Here is a 25,655-nt window from a genome sequence, read left to right as displayed (position 1 = left end):
ATGCGTATCTGGGCAATCGCCAACCAAAAGGGCGGCGTCGGCAAGACCACCACGACGCTGGCATTGGGTCGCGGCCTGGCCGCGCTCGGCCACCGCGTCTTGTTGATCGACCTCGATCCGCACTCCTCGCTCACCCGCGCCTTCGGCGTGGCGATCGACCCGCCGCCGCGCGGGGTGCTGGACCTGTTCGGCACTCCGCCAAGCGACCTGGCCAGCCTGGCGCATGAAAGCAGCATTCCGGGCCTGTCGTATGTGTGCGCGCAAGCCGCATTGGCCACGCTGGAACGCCGCAGCGCCAACCAGCCCGGCCTGGGCCTGGCGCTGCAGAACGCCATGACCCGGCATGCCGGCCAGCACGACTACATCCTGCTGGACTGCCCGCCAACCCTGGGCCTGCTGATGATCAACGCACTGGCCGCCTGCGACCGCGTGGTGGTGCCGACCCAGGCCGAGCCGCTTGCCCTGCATGGCCTGGCCAGCATGGTGCGCACCGCCGACATGGTGCAGCGCTCGCGCCGGCGCGGGCTGCCGGTGTCGATCCTGCCTACGCTGTTCGACCGCCGCACCCGCGCCGGCACCGAAACGCTGAAGGAAATGCAGGCCACCTACGGCCCGGTCGTCTGGGAAGACGCGGTGCCGGTGGACACCCGAATCTGCAACGCCGCCGCCCTGACCGTGCCCGCCGTTGGCGGCGACTATCAGGGCCGCGGCCTGTCCGCGTATCGCCGCGCGCTGGAATGGGTGCTGGCCGATGACGCGATGCGTATGGAGCAAGCCGCATGAGCAACCCCACCGCCAACGGTGAATTGGACGATTATCTGGAAGGCCTGCTGCACGATGCGGGCGTGGAGAGCGTTGCCCCACCTGCGGCCACCGCAGCCACGGTCGAAACGCCGGCACTTGCGCATGCAGATCTTGCGCTGGCCGAGCCGCCGGTCGAGACGGCCGCACTTCCCGAAGCCGCTACCGTCTCCGAAGCTGCCACCTCCAACGCGATTGCCGCAGCGCGCAGCGCCGATGCGATCGCCGCCGATTTCCTGGCAGAAATGGACGCCGACCCGGCGTTCGCACCGCCGGTCAAGGCCGCGCCCAGCGCTGCCGACATTGCCGCCGACTTCCTGGCCGAAATGGACGCCGACCCGGCCTTCGCACCGCCGGTCAACGCCGCGCCCAGCGCCGCCGACATCGCTGCCGACTTCCTGGCCGAAATGGACGCCGACCCGGCGTTCGCACCGCCGGTCAACGCCGCACCCAGCGCCGCCGACATCGCTGCCGACTTCCTGGCCGAAATGGACGCCGACCCGGCATTCGCCCCGCCGGCCAAGGCCGCGCCCAGCGCCGCCGACATCGCCGCCGACTTCCTGGCCGAAATGGATGCCGATCCGGCGTTCGGAACCGCGCCCACTGCAGTGGACCTGATCACCGCCGATCTGCTGGCAGAAATGGATGCCGACCCGGCCTTCGGGCTGGAGGCCGCACCGGTCGCGGTGCCTGCACCCGCCCCGGCACCGGCGCCCGCCCCGGCCCCCCGTGCGGCACCGGCGCCGGCACGCGCGCCGGCACCGACCGGGCTGCAGGCACTGCTGGCACCCGGCCAGGCCGACAAGATTCACGCCGAACGCCGCGCCAGCGAACGCAGCACCCGCTGGCTGCGTCTGCGCTGCGGCGAGCAGACCTATGCGCTGGAATTGCTCAAGGTGCAGGAAGTGGTGCTGCCGGTGCCGCTGCTGCCGCTGCGCGGCACGCCCAGCGCCATGCTGGGCATCATGAACCTGCGGGGCCAGGTGGTCCCGGTGATCGATCTGGGCATCCACCTGGGCTCTTCGCCGGTGGACATGGACCTGCAGACCCGCGTGGTGGTGCTGGAAGAAAACGGCGAAACCATGGGCCTGCGCGTGTCGGCCGTGGAAGACGTCACCAGCCTCACCGATCAGCAGATCGAGCCGCCGGACAACGCCCGGCTGTGCCGCATCTACAACAACCTGTTCCGCGGTGTCGCACGTCTGGGCCATCAGCCGATGATCCTGCTCGATGCCACCCATCTGCTGCATTGATGCGCGCCTAGCTTGCTCGCACCTGCACGCACAACGATTCGCCGTTAAAGCTTTTCCGCCCCCCGCCGTTAGTACGCATAGAACCATCCGTTCGGAGCAACAATGAGCACAGTGACATTGGGTGAGGATCTCGGCATCGAGACCAGCGCCGACCTCAAGCAAAAGCTTGCCGGATTCCTCACCCAGGACGGCGACCTGGTGCTTGATGCCGGTGAAGTCCGACGCATCCACACCGCCAGCGTGCAGTTGCTCTGCGCCTTTGTGCAGAGCCGCCGCCAGGCCGGCCTGCACACCGAATTCGATGGCTGCAACGACACTTTTAGGGATGCAGCGCGTCTGCTCGGCGTCACCGACGCGCTCGGACTCCCCGCATCCAATGACAACCTGAAATCTGTGGAGAACGCCGCATGAGCGCACGTATCTTGGTGGTGGACGATTCGGCGTCGATGCGCCAGATGGTCTCTTTCGCCCTCACCTCTGCCGGCTTTGCCGTCGAAGAAGCCGAAGACGGCGCCGTTGCGCTGGGCCGCGCGAAGGGCCAGCGCTTCAATGCGGTGGTCACCGACGTGAACATGCCCAACATGGACGGCATCTCGCTGATCCGCGAGCTGCGCCAGCTGCCGGACTACAAGTTCACCCCGATGCTCATGCTCACCACCGAGTCGGCGGCCGACAAGAAATCCGAAGGCAAGGCAGCCGGCGCCACCGGTTGGCTGGTCAAGCCGTTCAACCCAGAACAGCTGATCGCCACCGTGCAGAAAGTTCTCGGTTAAACCCTCCTCGCTTCAGCTTCGGATTTCACGCCCATGAGCATGGACCTGCAACGTTTCCACGCCACCTTTTTCGAGGAAAGCCGTGAAGGGCTCGACGCGATGGAGGCCGGGCTGCTGTCGCTTGAAGAAGGCAACCGCGACCCGGAAATCATCAACTCGGTGTTCCGCGCCGCGCACTCGATCAAGGGCGGCGCTGCCACCTTCGGTTTCGACGCCGTCGCAGGGCTGACCCACGTGCTGGAGACGCTGCTGGACGAGCTGCGCTCCAACAAGCGCCAGCTCGAACCCAATGCGGTCGATGCCATGCTTGGCTCGGTCGATGTGCTGCGCGCCCTGTTGCGCGAAGCCGAACACGGCACCCCGGCCGATCCGGCTGCGGTCAAGGCCGTGCACACCCGGTTGAATGCCGTGCTCGCTGGCGAAGCGCCGGCCGCCGCGGCGGTCGCCAAGCCCAAGGAAGAAGAACCCGAAGCCTGGCATATCGGTTTCACCCCGGCGCCGTCGCTGTTCATGAGCGGCAACGACCCGCTGCGCATCATCCGTGAGCTCGAGCACCTGGGCCCGCTGCAGATTGCCGCACGCCTGGAGCGCATGCCGGGTTTTGAAAACATCGACCCGCTGGAAGCCTACCTGGCCTGGGATCTGGGCCTGATCGGCAAGATTCCGCGCAGCAAGATCGAAGACACCTTCGCCTGGGTGGTGGACGATTGCGAGCTGGACATCCGCCCGATGGCGGTGCCCGGCCCGCCGCCGAGCCTGGCCGTGGACGCTCCGGCGGCCGCACCGGTTGCAGCCGTTGCCGCTGCACCGGGCGCCGCTGCCGAACCTGCTGCCGCCGCGGCGACACCGGCCAAGGCCGCCGCTGCCGAAGCCGAAAGCTCGATCCGCGTCAGCGTCGACAAGGTCGATGCATTGATCAATCTGGTCGGCGAACTGGTGATCACCCAGGCCATGCTCAAGCAGGTCTCCACCGGCCTGGACCCGGCGCATGCCGAACAGCTGTTCGCCGGCCTGGATCTGCTCGAGCGCAATACCCGCGATCTGCAGGAAGCGGTCATCGGCGTGCGCATGCTGCCGGTGGATGCGGTGTTCCGCCGCTTCCCGCGCCTGGTACGCGACCTCTCCAGCCGCCTCGGCAAGCAAGTGCGCCTGCGCACCATTGGCGAAAGCACCGAGCTGGACAAGGGCCTGATCGAAAAGATCGCCGATCCGTTGGTGCACCTGGTGCGCAACTCGATCGACCACGGCCTGGAAATGCCCGATGCGCGCCGCGCCTCCGGCAAGGACGAAACCGGCACGATTACCCTGGCGGCATCGCACCAGGGCGGCCACATCGTGATCGAAGTCAGCGACGACGGCCGTGGCCTCAATCGCGCCAAGATCCTGGAAAAAGCGGCCGAACGCGGCATCGCCGTGCCGGACAACCCGACCGATGCGCAGGTGTGGGACTTGATCTTCGCACCGGGCTTCTCCACCGCCGATGCGGTGACCGACCTGTCCGGTCGTGGCGTGGGCATGGACGTGGTCCGCCGCAACATCCAGGGCCTGGGTGGCGAAGTGCAGCTGGAAAGCAACGCCGGCAGCGGTACCCGCGTGTTGATCCGTCTGCCGCTGACCCTGGCCATTCTGGACGGCATGACCGTTTCGGTCGCCGGCGAAACCCTGATCCTGCCGCTGTCCTACGTGCTCGAAGCCCTGCAGCCGGCACCGGAAGACGTCCGCGCGATGGCCGGCGACGGTCGGGTACTGCGGGTGCGTGGCGAATATCTGCCGATCCTCTCGCTCACCAATTACTACGGCTTCGGCGGGCAACAGTCCTCCAAGGAATCGCTGGTGGTGGTGGTCGAAGGCGACGGCCAGAAGATCGCGCTGGAAGTGGACGAGTTGCTCGGCCAGCAGCAGGTGGTGGTCAAGAACATCGAGAACAATTACCGCCGCATCCCGGGCGTTTCCGGCGCCACCATCCTCGGCGATGGGCGGGTCTCGCTGATCGTGGACATCGGTGGACTGGTGCGCTCGCTCAAGGTACCGCAAGCCGCGTAATGCACTCGCCGCGGCGTGGATGCCGCGGCGCAAGGCTCCACCACGCCATCGATGCACGATGGGTGCTGGAGCGATCGCCGGCAGTATGGGGACTGCCGGCATCAGCAACACCCGTCCGGCCCGACACGACCGGCGGAGATTCTGGCCCTTTGTCCGGATCTTTCGACGCTGCCATCGTCATTCGCCCAACCACTGACGGGCGCCCACCAGGCCAGTCGTTCTCTGCAATACGAGAAGACCGCTATGAACTGGTTCCGCAATCTTGCCGTTGCCCGCAAGTTGGCCGTGGCGTTTTCCTTTACCGCGTTGATCACCTTGAGCCTGGGCGGGTTTGCGCTCGTGCGCATGCAGTCCAGCGCACATCTGTTGCGCGAGATCGGCACCGTGTGGGCACCGGCCGTGCAGCAACTGAGCGAAATGCGCGCATTGCTCGGCGAATTCCGCACCTACGAACTTGCCCAGCTGGCACACGCCGACGATCCGAAGGCGGTGCAGAATTATTTCGAACGCATGGACAAGGCGCGCGCCGACGTCGCGACGGCGCAGGACGCCTACGCCAAGACCACCACGGCCGGCAGAGAGACCGAGTTGTACGACGAGGTCAAACTGAAACTGGACGCGTACTACAAGGCCAACGCCGCACTCAGCGCCGCGGTGCGTGCCGGCGATCTGGTCACTGCCAATCGCGTTTCCGATGAGCAATCGCGCCCGGCGCGGCGCGACCTGTTCGCGAAATTGGTCGAGCTGACCAAGTTCAACGTCGCCCACATGGACAGCGAGATCGCGCAGGCCGAGGCGACCTATCAACGCTCGGTGCAGGTCATGCTCGTGGCGATGGTGCTGGTCGTGCTGCTGGCTGCATTTGCCGGTTGGTTCATCGCCCGCAGCATCGCCGGCCCGCTCGCTCGCGCCACGCGGGTGGCCAGTGCCATCGCGCAGGGCAAACTGGATAACGCCATCCACGTCGACAGCCGCGACGAAGCCGGGCAACTGCTGCACAGCATGGAAGGCATGCAGCGGCAATTGCAGGCCGTGCTTGCAGCGCAGTCGGAAATGGCCAAGCGCCACGAAGCCGGCCAGATCAGCTACCGCATGGAACACGATGCGTTTCCAGGCGACTACGGCACCATGGTGCGCGACACCAACAGCCTGGTCGGCTCGCATATCGCGGTCAAGATGAAACTCGCGCAGATCATGTCGTGCTACGCCATCGGCGACTTCAGCCAGGACATGGACCGCCTGCCCGGCGAGAAGGCCGTGCTCAGTTCCACCATGGATACCGTCAAGGCCAACCTGTCGGCGATGAACGGCGAGATCAAGCTGCTGGCGCAGGCCGCTGCCAACGGCGACTTCAGCGTGCGCGGCGACACGGCACGTTTTCAGTACGATTTCCAGGCGATGGTGGAGAGCCTCAATCAGTTGATGGCGACCGCCGATGCCAACCTGAGCGCGCTGTCGAAGCTGTTGCAGGCCATTGCCGCGGGCGATCTCACCGAGCGCATGCAAGGCCAGTTCAATGGCGTGTTCGCCCGGATGCGCGACGATGCCAATACCACCACCGCGCAACTTGCCGATATCGTTGGGCGCATCCAGCACGCCACCTTGTCGATCAATACCGCGGCCAGCGAGATTGCCGCCGGCAACAACGATCTGTCGCAACGCACCGAGCAGCAGGCGGCCAACCTGGAAGAAACCGCCGCCTCGATGGAGGAACTCACCTCCACCGTGCGCCAGAACGCCGAGCATGCGCGCCAGGCCAACCAGCTCGCCATCGGTGCGGCCACGGTAGCCTCGCAAGGCGGCAGCGTAGTGGCGCAGGTGGTGACCACCATGTCCGGCATCGAAGTGTCCTCGAAGAAGATCGCCGACATCATCAGCGTGATCGACGGCATCGCCTTCCAGACCAATATCCTGGCCTTGAATGCCGCCGTGGAAGCGGCGCGTGCCGGCGAGCAGGGCCGTGGTTTTGCCGTGGTCGCCTCGGAAGTGCGCACGCTGGCGCAGCGTTCGGCCGGCGCGGCAAAGGAGATCAAGCACCTCATCGACGACTCGGTGAGCAAGGTCGCCGAAGGCTCCGTCCTGGTGGACCAGGCCGGCAAGACCATGGCCGACATCGTCGCCAGCGTGCAGCGCGTCACCGACATCATGGGCGAGATTTCTGCCGCCTCGCAGGAACAGTCGGCCGGGATCGAGCAGGTCAACCTCACCGTGACGCAGATGGACGAAGCCACCCAGCAGAACGCAGCGCTGGTGGAAGAAGCCACGGCCGCGGCGCGTGCGATGGAAGAGCAGGCCGGTCAGCTGTCCGATGCGGTGTCGATCTTCAAGGTGCAGCAAGTCGCTGCCGTGGCCACTGCAGCCAAGCGCCCTGCTCCGCCGCGCCTGGCCGCCGCCAAACCAGGCGCTGCCAGATCGGCCACGACCAAGCGCGCCCCTGTATCGGCCGGTGTCGCGGCCACGGCCACAGCAACGCCACGCCCGGTGATTGCCGCAGCCGCCAACGGCGAGTCGAGTTGGCAGGAGTTCTGACCGCCGCCTCTGCGTGGAGCAGGCGACGAGGCGACCAAGCATGAGCAAGCCCCGGCGGCGATGTCGGGGCTTTTTTTTTGGCGCGTGCGGGTTGTAGCAACGCTCACGCGCACGCATCCCAACATCCATTACAGCAGCAGATTCTCGCAGCCGCCACGCCTGCGCGATGCATCGCTTGGCCATGCCTCGCGCTGGCCCCACCGAGCACCATGAACGCCAGCATGCTGCAATGCAACATGCGACTTCAGAATTCCGGGTGGCGAACGCTACCGGTGTATCTCTTTTCCACCCTCCCCAGAGAGAAACACCATGAAATTCCTGCATTCCATGACCGTCGGGCGACGCCTGGCGGTGGCATTCGCGTTGCTGATCGCGTTGCTTGCCGGCTCCACCGCCCTGGCGCTGTCCCAGTTCAAGACCGTCCAACATCAGGTCGCGATCATCGTCGAGGTCAATAACCGCAAGGCAGCGCTGCTCAGTCAGATGCGCGAGAGCAACATGCTCGGCGAGCGCTACATCCGCGACTTCATGCTGGCGACCCCGCAGCAGCGGCCCGCTGTCGATGCGCAGCTCAAGGCCAATCGCGAACATTACGCGCAGTTGTGGACCGCGTTGAAACAGCTGCCGACCAACAGCGACGGCCTACGTGCTCGGCAGGCCATCGAAGACAGCCTCACCGCTGCCCGCGCCACCAACAACCGACTGCTGGGCCTGGTACGCGAAGGCGACCTGGAGGGCGCAAAGCAGCTGCTCAGTGGGCAGGCGCAGCCGTTGCTGGAGCGCCGCTCCAAGGCGATTGCTGCCGCGGTGGAATTGCAGAATCAGCAGAATGCCGCCGGCGCGGCCACCATCCTGGGCAGCGTGGCGCTGGCAAACCGTGCCTTGATCGCCTTCGGCCTGCTCGCGGCCGGCCTGGCCGCCGCGTTGGCGTGGCTGATCTCGGCCAGCCTGGTGCGGCCGCTGAAGCAGGCCACGCAGGTCGCCGATGCGATCGCCCACGGCGATCTGGATCACCCGATCGGCCCGCAGCCAGGCGATGAGCCCGGCCAGTTGTTGACCAGCATGCGCGGCATGCAGGAGCAGCTCAAGGCCGTTGCCGCCGCGCAGCAGGAGATGGCCCGCCAGCACGACAGCGGCAAGATCAGCTTCCGCATGGACCAGGATGCGTTTCCCGGGCAATACGGCAGCATGGTGCGCGATACCAATGCTCTGGTAGATGCGCATATCGCGGTCAAGCTCAAGCTCGCGCAGATCATGTCGCGCTACGCCATCGGCGACCTGAGCCAGGACATGGACCGCCTGCCGGGCGAAGAAGCCGTGTTGAGCGAGACCATGGACACCGTCAAATCCAACCTGACGGCGATGAACAGCGAGATCAAACTGCTGGCCCAGGCTGCGGCCGATGGCGACTTCAGCGTACGCGGCGATACGGCGCGTTTCCAGCACGATTTCCTGGCAATGGTGGAAAGCCTCAACCGGCTGATGGCCACCGCCGACGGTAATTTGGGCGCGCTGTCGAAGGTGCTGCAGGCCATTGCTGCAGGTGATCTCACCCAGCGCATGCAGGGCGAGTTCAACGGCGTGTTCGCGCAGATGCGCGACGATGCCAACGCCACCACCGAACAGCTCTCCAGCATTGTCGGGCGCATCCAGCACGCCACGGTGTCGATCAATACCGCGGCCAGCGAGATCGCCGCCGGCAACAACGATCTGTCGCAGCGCACCGAGCAGCAGGCCGCCAACCTGGAAGAAACCGCGGCCTCGATGGAGGAGCTCACCTCCACCGTCAGGCAGAACGCCGAAGGCGCACGCCAGGCCAACCAGCTTGCGATCGGCGCGGCGGCTGTGGCGTCGCAAGGCGGCGACGTGGTCGGCAAGGTGGTGTCCACCATGGCCGACATCGAAGTCTCGTCGAAGAAGATCGCCGATATCATCTCCGTCATCGACGGCATTGCCTTCCAGACCAACATCCTGGCGTTGAACGCCGCAGTGGAAGCGGCACGCGCAGGCGACCAGGGCCGCGGATTCGCGGTGGTGGCCGGCGAAGTGCGCACGCTCGCACAGCGCTCGGCCGGCGCAGCCAAGGAGATCAAGCACCTCATCGACGACTCGGTGGGCAAGGTCGCCGAAGGCTCCGTCCTGGTGGACCAGGCCGGCAAGACCATGGCCGACATCGTCGCCAGCGTGCAGCGCGTCACCGACATCATGGGCGAGATTTCTGCCGCCTCGCAGGAACAGTCGGCCGGGATCGAGCAGGTCAACCTCACCGTGACGCAGATGGACGAAACCACCCAGCAGAACGCGGCGCTGGTGGAAGAAGCCACGGCCGCGGCACGTGCAATGGAAGAGCAAGCCGGTCAGTTGTCCGATGCGGTATCGATCTTCAAGGTGCAGCAGGTCGCCGGTGTGGTGCCCGCGGCCAAGCGCCCTGCACCGCTGCGCCTGGCCGCCGCCACGTCGGCCAGCGTTGCCAAACGCGTGACCGGCTCGGCTGTTACAAAACCCAGCGCCGCCCCCGCCCCAGCGCAACGCCGGCTGGCTGCCGCGGCCGGCAACAGCGAGTCGAACTGGCAGGAGTTCTAAGCCCACTGCAGATACACGGCCGCCGGATCAGACGGCAGGTGGTCCCCAGGCCCCGGCAGCAATGTCGGGGCTTTTTTTTGGCGGGGAAACCCTGCCGAGGCAGTGTCGCGTGTCGTTGTCGACAGCTTGCGGTGGGCGCATGAGGCTGTGCGCGTGCCTTCATCCGGCGCTGCGCACCAGCTTTTTCCCCGCACGAGAAGGGAGTCACTGCGACGACCATGCAAGCGTGCCGCTGGTCGAAAATCGGTCAAGCGCAGGCCCGTGCGGCCGATACAACAAGCACTGAGGGCCGCATTGCCCGCGCTAGATCGAAGGACGTCCGCATGCACACCGCCAACTCCAACCGCTCTGCCCGCACCGTGCTGGGCTGTGTGTTCACCGTCGCGCTGCTGGCTGCGGGCGTCTCGTTGCCGCCCTCCTTCGCCGCCCCGGCAGCGCCGGTCTCGGTGCTTCTGGACAATGTGCCGGTTACCGCATTGCAGGCGCTGGCGGTGGATCTGGCGCAGTTGCGCGACGATCAACGTGCACAGCTTGCCGCCAGGCACGATGCGGCGCGTATCGAAGCCTACGACGAGCGTCTGGGCAATCTGCACCAGCGGATCGCACGGCATGCCGGCTACTTCCAGGCCACCGCGCCGCAGGGCGAACAGGCACGCAAATTCGCGCTGGTGCAGCAGCAGCTGGGCAAGTACCTGGCACAGCACCGTCAGGCCAATCGCGCCCTGCACGAAGGCGACCTGCAATACGCACAAGCCTTGTCGCTGGGCCATAGCGGCGATACTCGCCACGTCTTGTGGACCGAACTGCAGAGCCTGCAGCAATCGGTCGCCAGCGTGAACGTCGCGCAGCGCAACTGAGCCGCTGCAGGCAAACCTTGCCACGCAGCGCCCGGGCAACATCACGCGTAGCACGCGCCAGTTCACGCTGAACCATCACGCCTTGTGCGGCCGAGTTCATCGGCGCGGCGACTGCACAAACGCCCGGCCCGCCCGCCGGTGCCGTTCACACCGTGCGCGCTGCCCGGTGCTGCATGCGCAGCGCCTGCGCCAGGACGCTGAGCGCCGTCACCGCATTGCCTGATGAATTCGCCGGGCAGCTGTGAGCCGTTCAATGGTCGCCGAAAGTGCAAACCGCCACCGTGCCCACGCCGTCGGCGATCGCGTGACAGCATGTCTTTGAGGCACTGTCTGGTTCGCTGTCATGCCCAGCGCGCTGCCACTGCGCCGAGCACGCAAAGCGCCGTGCCAGCGCGTTAACGCACTGAGCAAAGTCAGGCCATTCGCACGTGGCCTGCGCCACACATCGTCCGCAACCCTGCGGTGCGCCCGGCTCAACATTTTCGGAGTCGGGTCGCTATTCGACTTACGCCGGTCACATTCCTTTGCTGGATATCTGCCATGACGCTGAAGACCACGGTTGCAAAAACGCTGGCCAATGTGCCGCTCAAGCGCAGGTTCTTCGCCCAGACTGCCCTGGTTGCGCTGGGCATCATTGCGTTGGCGGTGATCGCCGCACGCATGCAGTACTTCGATCTGACCGATACGCGCCGCGATGGGCTCAAGAGCCAGATCGAGATGGCGACTGCGGTGGTCAATGGCTATGCCGAGCGCGCCGAAAAGGGCGAGATCGACGTGGAGACCGCCAAAAAGAGTGCGCTGCATACCCTGTCGACCATGCGTGCACGTGGCGGTGTGGATTACATCTACGTCACCGACCAGACGCCGACGATGCTGATGCACCCCACCCGCCCGGACCTGGTCGGCAAGCCGTTGAGCGACGTGCTCAGCCCGGACGGCAAGCGCGTGTTTCCAGCATTCGTCACCGCAGCGCAGGCCGGCGGCGGCTATGTCGACTACACCTGGGCCAAGCCAGGGCAGAAGGATCCGGTGCAGAAAACCTCGTACGCGGCGCTGTACAAGCCGTGGGGCTGGGTGATCGGCACCGGCGTGTACCTGGACGACACCCAATCGCAGGCGCTGGTTTTCACCGGCATCGTTGCGCTCGCCGGTGGCGCCCTGGTGCTGATCAACCTGCTGGTGGGCTGGCTGATCGGCAATTCCATCCTGGAGCCGGTGTCGCGTGCCCTGGCGGCCATCAAGGGCGTGGCGCGCGGCGACCTGAGCGTGCGTACTGCCGAACACGGCACCGATGAAATCGGCCAGATGCTCAAGGCCACCGACGAGATGGTCCACACCTTGGAGCGCTTCTCCGCGCAGACCAAGGTGATGGTGCACATGCATGCCGGCGACGATGTCACCCACCGCATGCCGACCAATTTCCCGGGCGTCTACGGCGAACTGGCCACCGGCATCAACACGATGATCTTCGAGCACCTGGATGCCATCGTCGATGCGATCGGCATCCTCAACGAGTATGCGCAAGGCGACCTGTCGCGCAATGCCGCGCGCCTGCCCGGCACGCGTGCGGTGCTGCACGAAGCGATGGACGCGGCCAAGGCCAGCCTGCTGGCGATCAACACCGAGATCAAGCGACTGGCGCAAGCTGCAGCCAACGGCGACTTCAGTCAACGCGGCGATGCCACGCGCTTCAAGCACGACTCGGCGCGCATGATCAACGACCTCAACGCGATGATGGAGGTCAGCGACCGCAACCTGGGCAAGCTGTCCGAGCTGCTGGCATCCCTGGCCGAAGGCGACCTCACTGCGCGCCTGGATGGCCAGTACCATGGCGTGTTCGCGCGCATGCGCGACGACGCCAACACCACGGCCACCCAACTGGCCGGCATCGTCGGGCGCATCCAGCAGGCCGCCAGTTCCATCACCGGCTCGGCCAGCGAAATCGCCGCAGGCAACAACGATCTGTCCCAGCGCACCGAACAGCAGGCCGCCAATCTGGAAGAAACCGCCGCCTCGATGGAGGAGCTCACCTCCACCGTCAAGCAGAATGCCGAAAGCGCACGCCAGGCCAACCAGTTGGCGATCGGCGCCGCCAGCGTGGCCTCGCAGGGCGGCCAGGTGGTGAGCCAGGTGGTGGACACCATGTGCGGTATCCAGACCTCGTCCAAGAAGATCGCCGAGATCATCAGCGTCATCGACGGCATCGCCTTCCAGACCAATATCCTGGCGCTGAATGCCGCGGTGGAAGCCGCACGTGCCGGCGAACAAGGCCGCGGATTTGCGGTGGTCGCCTCGGAAGTACGCACGCTGGCCCAGCGCTCGGCCAACGCGGCCAAAGAGATCAAGCACCTCATCGACGATTCGGTGGGCAAGGTGTCCGAGGGCTCGCTGCTGGTGGATCAGGCCGGCAAGACCATGGCCGAGATCGTCTCTTCGGTGCAGCGCGTCACCGACATCATGAGCGAAATTTCTGCCGCCTCGCAGGAACAGTCGGCCGGGATCGAACAGGTCAACCTCACCGTCACCCAGATGGACGAGAGCACGCAGCAGAACGCGGCGCTGGTGGAAGAAGCCACCGCAGCGGCCAATGCCATGCAGCAGCAGGCGCAGCAGCTGGATGAGGCGGTGTCCAGCTTCCGGATCGTCGCTGCCACCTCCAAGACGTTCGGCCATGCTGGCACACGCGCGCCGGCGCGGGTTGCGCTGGCCACCTACTGACCGCACATGCCCCGCTTCGGCCGGGTTGTCTTCTCCCTTTTCCTTTTTCCTTCCGCGGCTACGCCCATGACCTCGCCTTCCACCCACTCACGTTTCAGCGGACGCCTGGCGTACCGCCTGATGTTCGGTACGGCAGTCATTGCGTCGCTGTGCTTCGGTTTGACCGCAGCCATCACCTATTGGCAAAGCAGTCGCGCATTGAGCGCCTCTGCGCAGGCCACGATGCAAAATGCCGCGCGCTACCAGGCCGAGCAGATCGGCAGCGAGCTTGGCCAGGCGTTGACGACCGGCCAATCGCTGGCCACCACCTTGCTGGTGCAACGCGCCAATGGCGGCATCAGCCGCGACAGCGCCGCGGCAGTGGTGCACGACCAATTGCTGGACCACCCCGAGTGGGTCGGCATGGGCACCTTGTGGGAGCCACAGGCCTTCGATGGCAAGGACAGCGCATTTGCCAATGCCAAGGGCCACGACGCCACCGGCCGCTTCATGACCTACTGGGGACGCAGTGAGCAGACACTGGTCCGCGAGCCGCTCACCGATTACGAAACCCCCGGCCTGGGCGACTGGAACCTGAAACCGCGTGCACTGCTGCGGCAGACCGTGGCCGAACCCTACGATTACAAGATCGGCGGCAAGACCGTGCTGATGACCACCTTGTCCACGCCGATCCTGCAGGACGGCAAGTATCTGGGCGCGGTCACCGTGGACGTGGCACTGGCGGCATTGCAGCAGCGCCTTGGCGCCTTGCGCCCGATGCAGGACGGTTATGTCGAACTGCTCTCGCCTGCCGGCGTGGTGCTGGCATCGCACGACACCACGCGCATCGGCAAGCAGGTCACCGACGCACGCCACCGCACCATGCTGGAGGCGATCAAGGCCGGCAAGGACGCGCTGGATTTCACCCCCGATGCAGACGGCGCAGTCAGCGCCTACGTTCCGCTGCAGATCGGCAAGGCGCAGGAGCGCTTCGCGCTGGGCGTGGTGGTGCCGTATGCCACGATCATGCAGCAGGCGCATCACCTGCTGTGGACCATCCTTGCCGTCGGCCTTGGCTCGGCGCTGGTGCTCAGCGTGGCGCTGTTTGCGCTGCTGCGTCGCCAGGTGGTGCGGCCGCTGGAGGCCGCCGCGCACGTGGCCGATGCGATCGCCTCGGGCAAGCTCGACAACCAGATCGCCGTGCAGCGCCAGGACGAAGTGGGCCGCCTGATGGGCGCCATGCAACGCATGCAGAGCGACCTGCGCGAGCGCATCGAGCGCGATGCGCAGGTGGCCAACGAAAACCTGCGCATCCGCACCGCGCTGGAACATTCGGAAATGGAAGTGTTGCTGGCCGACGAACAGCACAACGCGGTGTTCATCACCCAGGCGCTGCACACCTCCTTCAAGCAGGGCGAGCCCGCCTTTCATGCCAAGGGCCAGACCGGCTTCAGTGCCGATGCGGTGGTCGGCAAGCCGATGGACTACGTGTTCGGCAACGATGGCGAAGGCGCCGCGCGTACGCAGCGTCTGCGGCAGCTGCAGTCCACCACCACCGAGCGCTACCGCTTCGGGCCGGTGACGCTGGATCTGACCATGACCCCGCTGTATGCCCCCGATGGCCGTCGTAGCGGCAGCATGCTGCTGTGGCGCAATATCAGTGCCGAAGTCAGCACCCAGCAGGAAGTGGCCGAGCTGGTGCAGTCCGCCTTGATGGGCGATTTCGGCCAGCGCCTGGCGCTGGACGACAAGCATGGGTTCTATCTGGAATTCGGCCGGCAGCTCAATGGCCTGCTGGAAACCACTTCGCTGAGCCTGGAGCGGATTTCCAGCCTGCTCAGTGCGCTGGCCGAAGGCGACCTCACCGTACGCATGGACGGCGACTTCCAGGGCGTGTTCGCCCGCATGCGCGACGATGCCAACGCCACGGTGGCGCAGCTCACCGGCATTGTCTCCGGCATTCAGACCTCGGCCACGCAGATCAGCGCAGCCGCCAGCGAAATTGCTGCCGGCAACAACGATCTTTCCCAGCGCACCGAACAACAGGCCGCCAATCTGGAAGAAACCGCCGCCTCGATGGAGGAACTCACCTCCACCGTCAAACAGAATGCCGAGCATGCGCGTCAGGCCAACCAGCTGGCCATCGGCGCAGCCGACGTGGCATCGCATGGCGGTTCGGTGGTGGCGCAGGTCGTCACCACCATGTCGGGCATCGAGACCTCGTCCAAGAAGATCGCCGAGATCATCAGCGTCATCGACGGGATCGCGTTCCAGACCAATATCCTGGCCTTGAATGCGGCGGTGGAAGCGGCGCGCGCCGGCGAACAGGGCCGCGGCTTCGCCGTGGTCGCCTCCGAGGTGCGCACGCTGGCGCAACGTTCGGCCGGTGCTGCCAAGGAGATCAAGCACCTGATCGACGATTCGGTGAGCAAGGTGGAACAAGGCTCGTCGCTGGTGCATCAGGCCGGCACCACCATGAGCGAGATCGTCGCCAGCGTGCAGCGCGTCACCGACATCATGGGCGAAATCTCCGCCGCCTCGCAGGAGCAGTCGTCGGGCATCGAGCAGGTCAACCTCACCGTGACGCAGATGGATGAAGCCACGCAGCAGAATGCCGCGCTGGTGGAAGAAGCCACTGCCGCAGCGCGTGCGATGGAAGAACAGGCCGGCCAGCTGACCGAGGCGGTGGCGGTCTTCAAGCTCAATCATGCGGTCAAGCCCGTGCTGGCTGCGTCCACTGTCAAACCAGCGGTGCGCGCGGTGGTCACCACCAAGCCGGCAGCCGCCCGCGGCAAGCGCGCGGCGACACTGCTGCCTCACTCCGTGGGCAAGTCCTCCGGCACTGCCGGTCACGACAGCCAGTGGCAGGATTTCTAACCGCCCTGCGCGCAGTGGATTGCAAGCGAACACAAGCGTAATCGCACGCACGCAGCGTTACTTGCATTCCACAACTGCATCCCGCACGGCGCGTCATCGGCGCGCCGTGCATGCCCTGCCCCTTCCGCTCGTCCGACGCGCATCAAGAATCATGCAGCGTTGCCGTTAGTGTGGATGACATCGACTGCCTGCGCCACACCGCAGCAGCCGGTCCAGCAGTGCATGCGTGCTGTCGCGACCAACGCAGCCAGCGCATGCATCCGGATAGTTGTTTCCGCAGGTCGTCACGCAAGGGATGCCATGAAGCCGTCTGTTATCGCCAGCTGTTTTGTGCTGTTGGGTGTGATGGGTCATGCCCGCGCTGAAGACCCGATCGCGACCGACCGCCCCGATTTCGTGGAATCCAGCCTCACTGTCGGCGACCGCCGCGTGCAGGTGGAAACCAGCGTCGCGTGGGAACGCGATGACGCGGTGGATGCGTATTCCACACCCACCCTACTGCGCTACGGCCTGGGCCAGACCTGGGAACTGCGGCTGGAAACCGATGGCTGGCAGCGCATCGACCTGCCCGGCGATGCGCAGGTGAGCGGCATGTCCGACGTCTCGCTCGGCATCAAGCACCACCTGGCCAGCTCCGACGATGGCAAGACTTCGCTGGCCTGGTTGCTGCATGTGGATCTGCCCAGCGGCGCGCAGGCGTTGCGCGGCCATGGTGCACGCCCCTCGTTCCGGCTGGTGGCCGAATGGGAGCTCAGCGACAGCATTTCCGCCGGCATGATGCCCGGAGTGATCTGGGACGACGATGGCCAGGGCAATCGATATACCGCCGGCATCTTCGGTGCCGTTCTCGGCAAGGCCTGGAACGACCGCGTGCGCTCGTTCGTCGAAGTGGCGTTGCCGCAGATCGCCAACAGCGACGATGGCGGCACCGTGGCCCTGCTCGATGTCGGCTCGGCCTGGCTGCTGAGCAACGACGTCCAACTGGACGCTGTCTACAGCCGCGGACTCAACGACCGCTCACCGGATCACGCGCTCGGCGTGGGCCTGTCTTTCCGCTTCTGACACGAGTTGCACCATGAAGATCATGCACATGCTGGGCGTCCTGGTGCTGGTGGCCGCATTGGCGCTGCTCGCCTTGGGTGGCGTGGGCTATAACGGCCAACGCGGCCTGCTCGATGCGATTGCCGCACAGGTCATCTCCTCCGATGCGCTGCGCAACCATATGCAGGCGGACATGATGCACGACGCCCTGCGCGGCGATGTCACCGCGGCGTTGCTTGCTGCCTCCACGAAAGACGATAAAGCCGTGTCGGCCGCGCGCAGCGCATTGGGCGAACACGCCGGCGAATTCCGCGAGTCGCTGGCAGCCAACCGCAAACTGCCGCTGGCCCCCGCATTGCGCGCCGATCTGGACGCGGTGACGCCGGCGCTGCAGGCCTATATCGCATCCGCCGACCAGGTGGTGAAGGCTGCCGAAACGCATGCGGACAGCGCAGCGGCCTACGCGGATTTCAACGATAAATTCGGCCAGCTTGAAACCCGCATGGGCGCCATCAGCGAGCGCATCCTGGCCTTGAACGAGGCCAGCCGCCGCCAGGCCGAGCAATACAGCCACCGCGTGATGTGGCAGCAGGGTAGCGCCGTGGTGCTGGCATTCGTGTGCCTGGCGCTAGCGGCCGGCTGGATTCTGCGCTCGGTATTCGGCCTGCTTGGCGGCGAGCCGCAGCTGGCCATGGCTGCCGCGCAACACATCGCCGAAGGCCGCCTGGACCAACCGATCCCGGTCGCCGCAAAGCACAGCCGCAGCCTGATGGCCGCATTGGCGCGCATGCAGCGCGACCTGCGCGAGCGTCTGGAGCGCGAGCGCAGCATCGCAGCCGAAAACCTGCGCATCCGCACCGCACTGGATAACGCTTCCACCGGCATGTACATCGCCGACCCGGACCTCACCATCATCTACACCAATAGTGCGCTGCAAAACCTGCTGCACACCTACGCAGACGATATCCAGGCCTGTGCGCCCGCGTTCAATCGCACCGCCAACCTGGTCGGCCAACCGGTCTCGCTGCTGGAAGTGGGCAACGCACAGGACGCGGAGATCTATCAGCGTCTGGACCGCCAGGGCGCTGCCCAGCGCGAGGTGCAGTACCGCAGCACCTGCATCGCACAGAACGTTTCGGCAATTCGCGACGAGGCCGGCGCGCATCTGGGCTTTGTCTGCGAGTGGCGCGACCGCACGGCCGAGGCGCGCGTGGAAATCGACGTTGCCGACGTGGTGCGTAGCGCCGCTGCCGGCGATCTTTCCAAGCGCATCGACAGTACCGGGAAACAAGGCTTTTTCCTGCAACTGGCGCAACAGCTCAATGCCTTGCTCGATGCCAACGCGGTCAGCATCGCCGAAGTGTCGCGCCTGCTGAGCGCGCTGGCCGACGGCGACCTGAGTGCGCGCATGCAGGGCCAGTTCCATGGCGTTTTCGCCACGATGCGCGACGACGCCAATACCACCGCCGAGCAACTGGCGCTGGTGATCGGGCGTATCCAGCAGGCCGCCGGCAGCATTCATACCGCCTCCAGCGAAATTGCTGCCGGCAACAACGACCTGTCGCAGCGCACCGAACAACAAGCGGCCAATCTGGAAGAGACTGCCGCCTCGATGGAAGAGCTCACCTCCACCGTCAAACAGAATGCGGAAAGCGCACGCCAGGCCAACCAGTTGGCGATCGGTGCGGCTGGTGTGGCTTCGCAGGGCGGCGCGGTGGTGGCGCAGGTGGTCACCACCATGTCCGGCATCGAAGTCTCATCGAAAAAGATTGCCGAGATCATCAGCGTGATCGACGGCATCGCGTTCCAGACCAACATCCTGGCGCTCAACGCCGCCGTGGAAGCGGCGCGCGCCGGCGAGCAGGGCCGCGGTTTCGCAGTGGTCGCCTCCGAGGTGCGCACGCTGGCGCAGCGGTCGGCCGGTGCCGCGAAAGAGATCAAACATCTGATCGACGATTCGGTGAGCAAGGTCGCCGAGGGCTCGCAGCTGGTCCATCAGGCCGGCACCACCATGGCCGATATCGTCGCCAGCGTGCAGCGCGTCACCGACATCATGGGCGAGATCGCTGCCGCGTCGCAGGAACAGTCGTCGGGCATCGAGCAGGTCAACCTCACCATCACCCATATGGATGAGGCGACCCAGCAGAACGCCGCATTGGTGGAAGAAGCCACTGCCGCTGCGCGCACCATGGAGGACCAGGCCAGCCAGCTGGCGCACGCAGTGTCGCGCTTTACCCTGGCCGATGCGCCGCAGGCGCAGGCTGCAATGCCTGTGGCCACAACGCCCGCCGTGGTCGCCGTTGCCCGGGCAAGCAAGCCCAGCACGCGTGCGCCGAGCGCTCGCAAGCCGGCAGTGAACGCGTCCGCCGCCACCGCCGGCAACGACAGCCAGTGGCAGGACTTCTGAGCAAGACCGGCGCGCGACGGCGGCCCGGATCTGGCGCCGTGACGCAGAGCGCTGTTTAGCGGCCATGCGACTCGGCCACATCGCCGCGACAACTGTATTGCGGCGTTTTCGCGTAATCGGCAGGCGCTTGCCTGCCCGTTAATACTTCACAACTAAAGAAGTTGGGGTTTCAGCCGTTAGCTTGCTGGATAACGCCACTAGGCAATGTTTCGGAGCAAGTGATGAATAAGTTCAACGACTGGCCAATCCGCCGCAAACTCATGTTTGCCTTCTGTCTGAGTGCCGTGCTCACCGCATTACTGGGCGGTTTGGGCTTTTCGCGCATGAAGCAGATGCAGAGCGAAACCACCTTGATCAACCAGGACGTGGTGCCGGTGTTGAGCCGCCTGTCCGAGTTGCGCGGTTTTGCCGGCGAATTCCGCGTCTACGAAGTGGGCCAGTTCCTCAACCTGGAAGACCCGGAGCGCTACGCGTATTTCTTCAAGCGCATGGATGAAATCCAGGCCAAGTACGCCGACACGCAGAAGCAGCTGGACGCCAAGATCGATGCGGCCTCGCCGTTGAAGGCCGAGTACGCCAGGCTCACCGATGCCAGCGCCCGCTATTTCGCCGCCAACCAGCAGCTGCGCAAGCTCTATGCAGAGCCCGACCGCGCCGCTGCGATGGAGTTTTCGCGCAAGCAATCGGGCGAGATCCGCAAGGAACTGTTCGCCTCGGTGGACAAGCTGTATGCACAGCAGTCCAAGGCGCTGGGCGACATGGTGACTGCCAGCGCCAGCTCGTTCAAGCTGACCAGCGCCGTGCTGCTGATCGGCACCTTGCTGATGGCGGCCTTGTCGGTGACCTTCGGTTGGTTGATCGCGCGCAGCATCACCAGCCCGCTTGCCAAGGCGCTGGGCGCCATCCAGGCGGTCTCGCGTGGCGATCTGGGCGTGCAGGTCGGCAAGACCAGCAAGGACGAGATCGGCCAGATGCTGGAGGCCACCGGTGGCATGACCCAGATGCTGCGCCGTTTCTCCGACGAAACCGCGCGCATGTCGCACCTGCATGCTGCCGAAGACATCACCCACCGCATGCCGGAAGATTTCCCCGGCGTGTACGGCAACCTTGCCACCGGCATCAACACGATGATCTTCGAGCATCTCGACGCCATCATCGATGCGGTGCGCATCCTCAATCAATATGCCCAGGGCGACCTGAGCGAAGATGCGCGTCGCCTGCCGGCCAGCCGCGCGGTGCTGCATGAAGCGATGGATGCGGCCAAGGCCAGCTTGTTGTCGATCAACACCGAGATCAAGCACCTGGCACAGGCGGCCGCCTCCGGCGATTTCAGTGCGCGTGGCGATGCGCAGCGCTTCAAGTACGACTTCGCCGTGATGGTGTCGGATCTGAACTCGATGATGGAAGTCAGCGACCGCAACCTGGGCAAGCTGTCGCAGCTGCTCGGCGCCGTGGCCGAGGGCGACCTGACCGCGCGCATGGACGGGCAATTCCACGGCGTGTTCGCACGGCTGCGCGACGACGCCAACGCGACCACCCAGCGCCTGACCGACATCGTGGGCCGCATCAAGCACTCCACCCTGGCGATCAACACGGCCGCCGGCGAGATTGCCGCCGGCAACAACGACCTGTCGCAACGCACCGAGCAGCAGGCGGCCAACCTGGAAGAAACCGCCGCTTCGATGGAAGAGCTCACCTCCACCGTCAAGCAGAACGCCGAGCACGCGCGTCAGGCCAACCAGCTGGCCATCGGCGCGGCAGGCGTGGCATCGCACGGCGGCAACGTGGTCGGCCAGGTGGTCACCACCATGTCCGGCATCGAAACCTCGTCCAAGAAGATTGCCGAAATCATCAGCGTCATCGACGGCATCGCGTTCCAGACCAACATCCTGGCCTTGAATGCCGCGGTGGAAGCGGCGCGTGCCGGCGAGCAGGGCCGTGGCTTTGCCGTGGTGGCCTCGGAAGTACGCACGCTGGCGCAGCGTTCGGCCGGTGCAGCGAAGGAGATCAAGGGCCTGATCGACGACTCGGTGAGCAAGGTGGCCGAAGGCTCGGCACTGGTGAATCAGGCCGGCAGCACCATGGCCGAGATCGTCTCCTCGGTGCAGCGCGTGACCGATATCATGAGCGAAATCTCTGCCGCCTCGCAGGAGCAGTCGGCCGGCATCGAGCAGGTCAACCAGACCGTCACCCACATGGACGAGGCCACCCAGCAAAACGCCGCGTTGGTGGAAGAAGCCACCGCCGCTGCACGCTCGATGGAAGAGCAGGCGCAGCAACTCACCGAAGCGGTGGCGCTGTTCCGCCTCTCGGCCGAACTGGAAGCGGTCACCCGCGCAACGCCGGTGGTACGCCAGATCGCCGCCAAGCGCCCGGTGGCGGCCAGCAGGCCTGCCACCAAACCGCATGCCGCGCGTCCGGCGGGCCGCGCCGCAGTGGCAATGGCGCCGTCCAACGAATCCGACTGGTCCGAGTTCTAAGCGCGCGAGACGGCTGCGCTCACCGCCAAGTGGGCGCGACCTGTGCCGGGTCTGGCAAGTACCACATAGGTATGCGGATCCTGAAGTCTGTCTCCGAGTGTAGGACTATTCGCCATGTTGTACGGTCGTTCAATCAGCCGCATGGCCTTGAAATGGCAACTGTTATCGAAGCCGCGCCCTCAAAAAGCGCGGCTTTCATTTTGGCGCACAGTCGAAAACAGACTCTTCAGTACGATTCAATATAATATTAGATAAATTTCATATTTGAATTAAATTTATACTGTAGAGCTCGCATTGCCAACCATAATCCACAGGGAAAACTCCGACAGAATAAAAATTTATTTCACAAGCCTAACTTGAGTTATATTTTTTTTGATATCGAGGTATTCAGTAGATGCTCTCAGGCGCCGTTATTGGGCATAGCGAGACGTCAGACTGCACTCGACTGGCGTTTCCGCATCGCTCGCTTTTATCGCGCAACGCTTGCCAGGAACCCTGTCATGACCTCACTTCTTCAACGTTACAACGTCGGCCCACGTCTAGCGGCCGCCTTCGCTGTGCTGATTGTGCTGTCGGGCCTGATCGCCTTGATCGGTTATCGCGGATTGACGTCAGCACGTGCTTTGGTCGACGGCATCGTGAACCAGAACATGGCGAAGATTCGCCTGTCCAACGACATGATGAACGCCAATTTCATTATCGGCACGCAGCTGCGCAATCTGGTATTGCCTACCAGCGATGAAGAGAATCGCCAGTTCGTTGCCAAGATCCAGTCTGCGCGTGCCGACTACACCAAGGCGCGCGAAGCGTTGTATGCCATGCCGGCCTCGGAGCAAGGCAAGATCCTGCGTGCAGAGATCGATGCGCGCCGCGCCGAAGTCAAGGGTTTGAATGACAAGGTCATGGATCTGGTGATGACCGGTCACAGCGACGAAGCACTTCCCTTTCTGCTGAACAAGGCGGCGCCCGCCATGCAGGTCTGGCAGGACAAAATTGCCGAAAACATCGCCCTGCAGGAGAAGCTGGCAGCCGATGCATCGGCTGTCGCATTCAAGTCCATGGACGACTCGCGCAAGTTGCTGATCGGCGGCTCGCTGCTGGTCGTATTGTTGAGCGGCGCCCTGGGCGTGCTCATCACCCGCAGCCTGACCCAGCCGTTGAGCCGCGCGACCCGCGCCGCCGAATCCATCGCCGACGGCCAGCTGGACAACGACGTGGACACCCACTTCAACGACGAAGCCGGGCGCCTGCTCAAGGCGATGAGCAAGATGCAACAGCAGTTGCGCAATCTGCTCAGCGCGCAGACCGACATGGCCCGTCGCCATGATGAAGGCCAGATCAGCTTCCGCATCGATGCCGAGGCGTTCCCAGGCGAATACGGACGCATGGCCAGCGATACCAACAATCTGGTCGCATCGCATATCGCGGTGAAATTGAAGCTTGCGCAGATCATGGGCCGCTACGCCATCGGCGATCTTAGCGAGGACATGGACAAGCTGCCCGGCGAAAAGGCCGTGCTCACCGACACCATGGCGCAGGTCAAATCCAACCTGTCGGCGATGAATACCGAGATCAAGCACCTGGCGACATCGGCGGCCAATGGCGACTTCAGCGCCCGCGGCGATGCCGAGCGTTTCCAGTACGACTTCCGCGTGATGGTGGACAGCCTCAACACCTTGATGGCCACCGCCGACGGCAACCTGCAATCGCTCTCGGGCTTGTTGCAGGCGATCGCTGCCGGCGACCTCACCGCCCGCATGAGTGGCGAGTTCCACGGCGTGTTTGCGCAGATGCGCGACGATGCCAATGCCACCGCTACGCAGCTGGCCGAGATCGTCAGCGGCATCAAGGCCTCGGCCACGTCGATCAGGGGTGCGGCAAGCGAAATCGCCGCCGGCAATCAGGACCTGTCGCAGCGTACCGAGCAGCAGGCTGCCAACCTGGAAGAAACCGCTGCCTCGATGGAAGAGCTCACCTCCACCGTCAAGCAGAATGCCGAAAGCGCACGCCAGGCCAACCAGCTCGCCATCGGTGCGGCCAAAGTGGCCTCGCAGGGCGGCGAGATCGTCAGCAAGGTGGTTGGCACCATGAGCGGGATCGAAGCCTCGTCCAAGAAGATCGCCGACATCATTTCCGTCATCGACGGCATCGCGTTCCAGACCAATATCCTGGCCTTGAACGCGGCAGTGGAAGCCGCACGCGCCGGCGAACAGGGCCGTGGCTTTGCGGTCGTGGCTTCGGAAGTGCGCACCCTGGCGCAGCGCTCTTCGGGCGCGGCCAAGGAGATCAAGGACCTGATCGACGACTCCGTGCAACGGGTGGCCGAAGGCTCGGTACTGGTACACAGCGCCGGCACCACCATGGGCGAGATCGTGGCCAGCGTGCAGCGCGTCACCGACATCATGGGCGAGATTTCCGCGGCCTCGCAGGAGCAGTCTGCCGGGATCGAGCAGGTCAACCAGACCGTGACCAGCATGGACGAAACCACCCAGCAGAACGCCGCGCTGGTGGAAGAAGCCACCGCTGCAGCACGCGCAATGGAAGAACAAGCCCAGCAACTGACCGAAGCGGTGGCACTGTTCCGTCTGTCGGCAGACATGGAAACGGTAACCCGCACCGCGCCGGCGGTGCGCCAGATTGCCGCCAAGCGTCCGGTTGCGGTGAGCAAGCCTGCAATCAAGCCGCCTGTCGCACGCCCGACGGCACGCGCCGCCGTCGCGTCGGTCGCAAACGACGCGTCCAATTGGGCCGAGTTCTAATACCGGCCCCGGGGCTGCACCTGGACACCGCGCTCGCCGGCGAGCGCGGTGTTTTTTTATGGGCAGTGCTTCTGGCGCCAGGCGCATTGCCGGGCATCACATGCGTCGCGGCAGCACGGCCGCATGGGGCTTGCGCACACACAAAAAACCTCCGGTGGCGCCTGCACTGACGCCCCGCCCCGGCTTTGCATGCGCTTGATCAGACCGGGGTGCCATCGCCAACAGCCCGCATCGGCAGAGCCCGCTTTTTTCGAACATAAATGCCATCGAAATTGCGTGACGAATGCGTGACGAAACTCTTCAGTCGAGAGTGGTTGCGCCGCTAGCTATGTCAGCAACGAGGCACGCCTGCGAGCGCGAGAACGCCTCACTGCACTGCGCCACCACACGGCCGATCACGGGGGACCGAACGGATGGCTCCCACTACTCAGATTGTTACCACCTCAAGGCACATTCGATGAAACAGCTAAGTCTTTCGACACAACTGGCACTGGGTTTCGGCACAGTTGTTCTTGTGCTCTTGATCGTCGCAACGGTAGGCCTACGTGGGCAGTC

Annotated in this window: 14 protein-coding genes; all 14 read left to right on the top strand. The window is 64.9% G+C overall.

What is annotated here, in order from left to right; all coding sequences use genetic code 11:
• Positions 1-783: a ParA family protein gene (locus tag HLH45_RS14320; RefSeq protein WP_008576382.1), complete on the top strand. Its 783-nt coding sequence runs from the start codon at positions 1-3 to the stop codon at positions 781-783.
• The gene (locus HLH45_RS14315; protein ID WP_046932843.1) at positions 780-2,054 is read left to right on the top strand and encodes a chemotaxis protein CheW; all 1,275 of its coding nucleotides are present in this window, start codon (positions 780-782) and stop codon (positions 2,052-2,054) included. The genes HLH45_RS14320 and HLH45_RS14315 overlap by 4 nt, the downstream gene beginning before the upstream one ends.
• Before the next feature lie 102 nt (positions 2,055-2,156).
• Positions 2,157-2,465: an STAS domain-containing protein gene (locus tag HLH45_RS14310; RefSeq protein ID WP_003489692.1), complete on the top strand. Its 309-nt coding sequence runs from the start codon at positions 2,157-2,159 to the stop codon at positions 2,463-2,465.
• Positions 2,462-2,827 (top strand): response regulator, encoded by a 366-nt coding sequence (locus HLH45_RS14305; RefSeq protein ID WP_002806565.1) that lies wholly within the window; start codon positions 2,462-2,464, stop codon positions 2,825-2,827. Before HLH45_RS14310 ends, HLH45_RS14305 begins: the two co-directional genes overlap by 4 nt.
• Positions 2,828-2,860: 33 nt before the next feature.
• Complete coding sequence (locus tag HLH45_RS14300) at positions 2,861-4,870, top strand: chemotaxis protein CheA (protein ID WP_008577777.1); 2,010 nt, start codon at positions 2,861-2,863, stop codon at positions 4,868-4,870.
• Between the two features lie 243 nt (positions 4,871-5,113).
• A complete protein-coding gene (locus tag HLH45_RS14295) occupies positions 5,114-7,399 on the top strand; it encodes a methyl-accepting chemotaxis protein (protein ID WP_008577778.1) in 2,286 nt (761 codons plus the stop codon).
• A 309-nt stretch (positions 7,400-7,708) separates the two neighbouring features.
• The gene (locus tag HLH45_RS14290; protein ID WP_008577779.1) at positions 7,709-9,982 is read left to right on the top strand and encodes a methyl-accepting chemotaxis protein; all 2,274 of its coding nucleotides are present in this window, start codon (positions 7,709-7,711) and stop codon (positions 9,980-9,982) included.
• Between the two features lie 323 nt (positions 9,983-10,305).
• A complete protein-coding gene (locus HLH45_RS14285; RefSeq protein ID WP_008577780.1) occupies positions 10,306-10,839 on the top strand; it encodes a hypothetical protein in 534 nt (177 codons plus the stop codon).
• Between the two features lie 540 nt (positions 10,840-11,379).
• The gene (locus HLH45_RS14280; RefSeq protein WP_008577781.1) at positions 11,380-13,557 is read left to right on the top strand and encodes a methyl-accepting chemotaxis protein; all 2,178 of its coding nucleotides are present in this window, start codon (positions 11,380-11,382) and stop codon (positions 13,555-13,557) included.
• Between the two features lie 66 nt (positions 13,558-13,623).
• Positions 13,624-16,413 (top strand): methyl-accepting chemotaxis protein, encoded by a 2,790-nt coding sequence (locus HLH45_RS14275; protein ID WP_046932734.1) that lies wholly within the window; start codon positions 13,624-13,626, stop codon positions 16,411-16,413.
• Between the two features lie 300 nt (positions 16,414-16,713).
• The gene (locus tag HLH45_RS14270) at positions 16,714-17,475 is read left to right on the top strand and encodes a transporter (RefSeq protein WP_008577050.1); all 762 of its coding nucleotides are present in this window, start codon (positions 16,714-16,716) and stop codon (positions 17,473-17,475) included.
• Positions 17,476-17,488: 13 nt separating this feature from the next.
• Positions 17,489-19,861, top strand: a complete 2,373-nt coding sequence (locus tag HLH45_RS14265; protein ID WP_008577048.1) for a methyl-accepting chemotaxis protein — start codon at positions 17,489-17,491, stop codon at positions 19,859-19,861.
• Positions 19,862-20,082: 221 nt separating this feature from the next.
• Positions 20,083-22,341: a methyl-accepting chemotaxis protein gene (locus HLH45_RS14260; RefSeq protein ID WP_008577047.1), complete on the top strand. Its 2,259-nt coding sequence runs from the start codon at positions 20,083-20,085 to the stop codon at positions 22,339-22,341.
• 500 nt (positions 22,342-22,841) lie between these two features.
• Entirely contained in the window at positions 22,842-25,100 is a 2,259-nt protein-coding gene (locus HLH45_RS14255; RefSeq protein ID WP_008577045.1) for a methyl-accepting chemotaxis protein, read from the top strand.
• The last annotated feature ends 555 nt before the right edge of the window (positions 25,101-25,655 follow it).

Source organism: Xanthomonas euvesicatoria (assembly GCF_013112235.1).
GTDB classification, from domain to species: domain Bacteria; phylum Pseudomonadota; class Gammaproteobacteria; order Xanthomonadales; family Xanthomonadaceae; genus Xanthomonas; species Xanthomonas euvesicatoria.
This window is presented reverse-complemented; position numbering and strand designations above follow the sequence as displayed.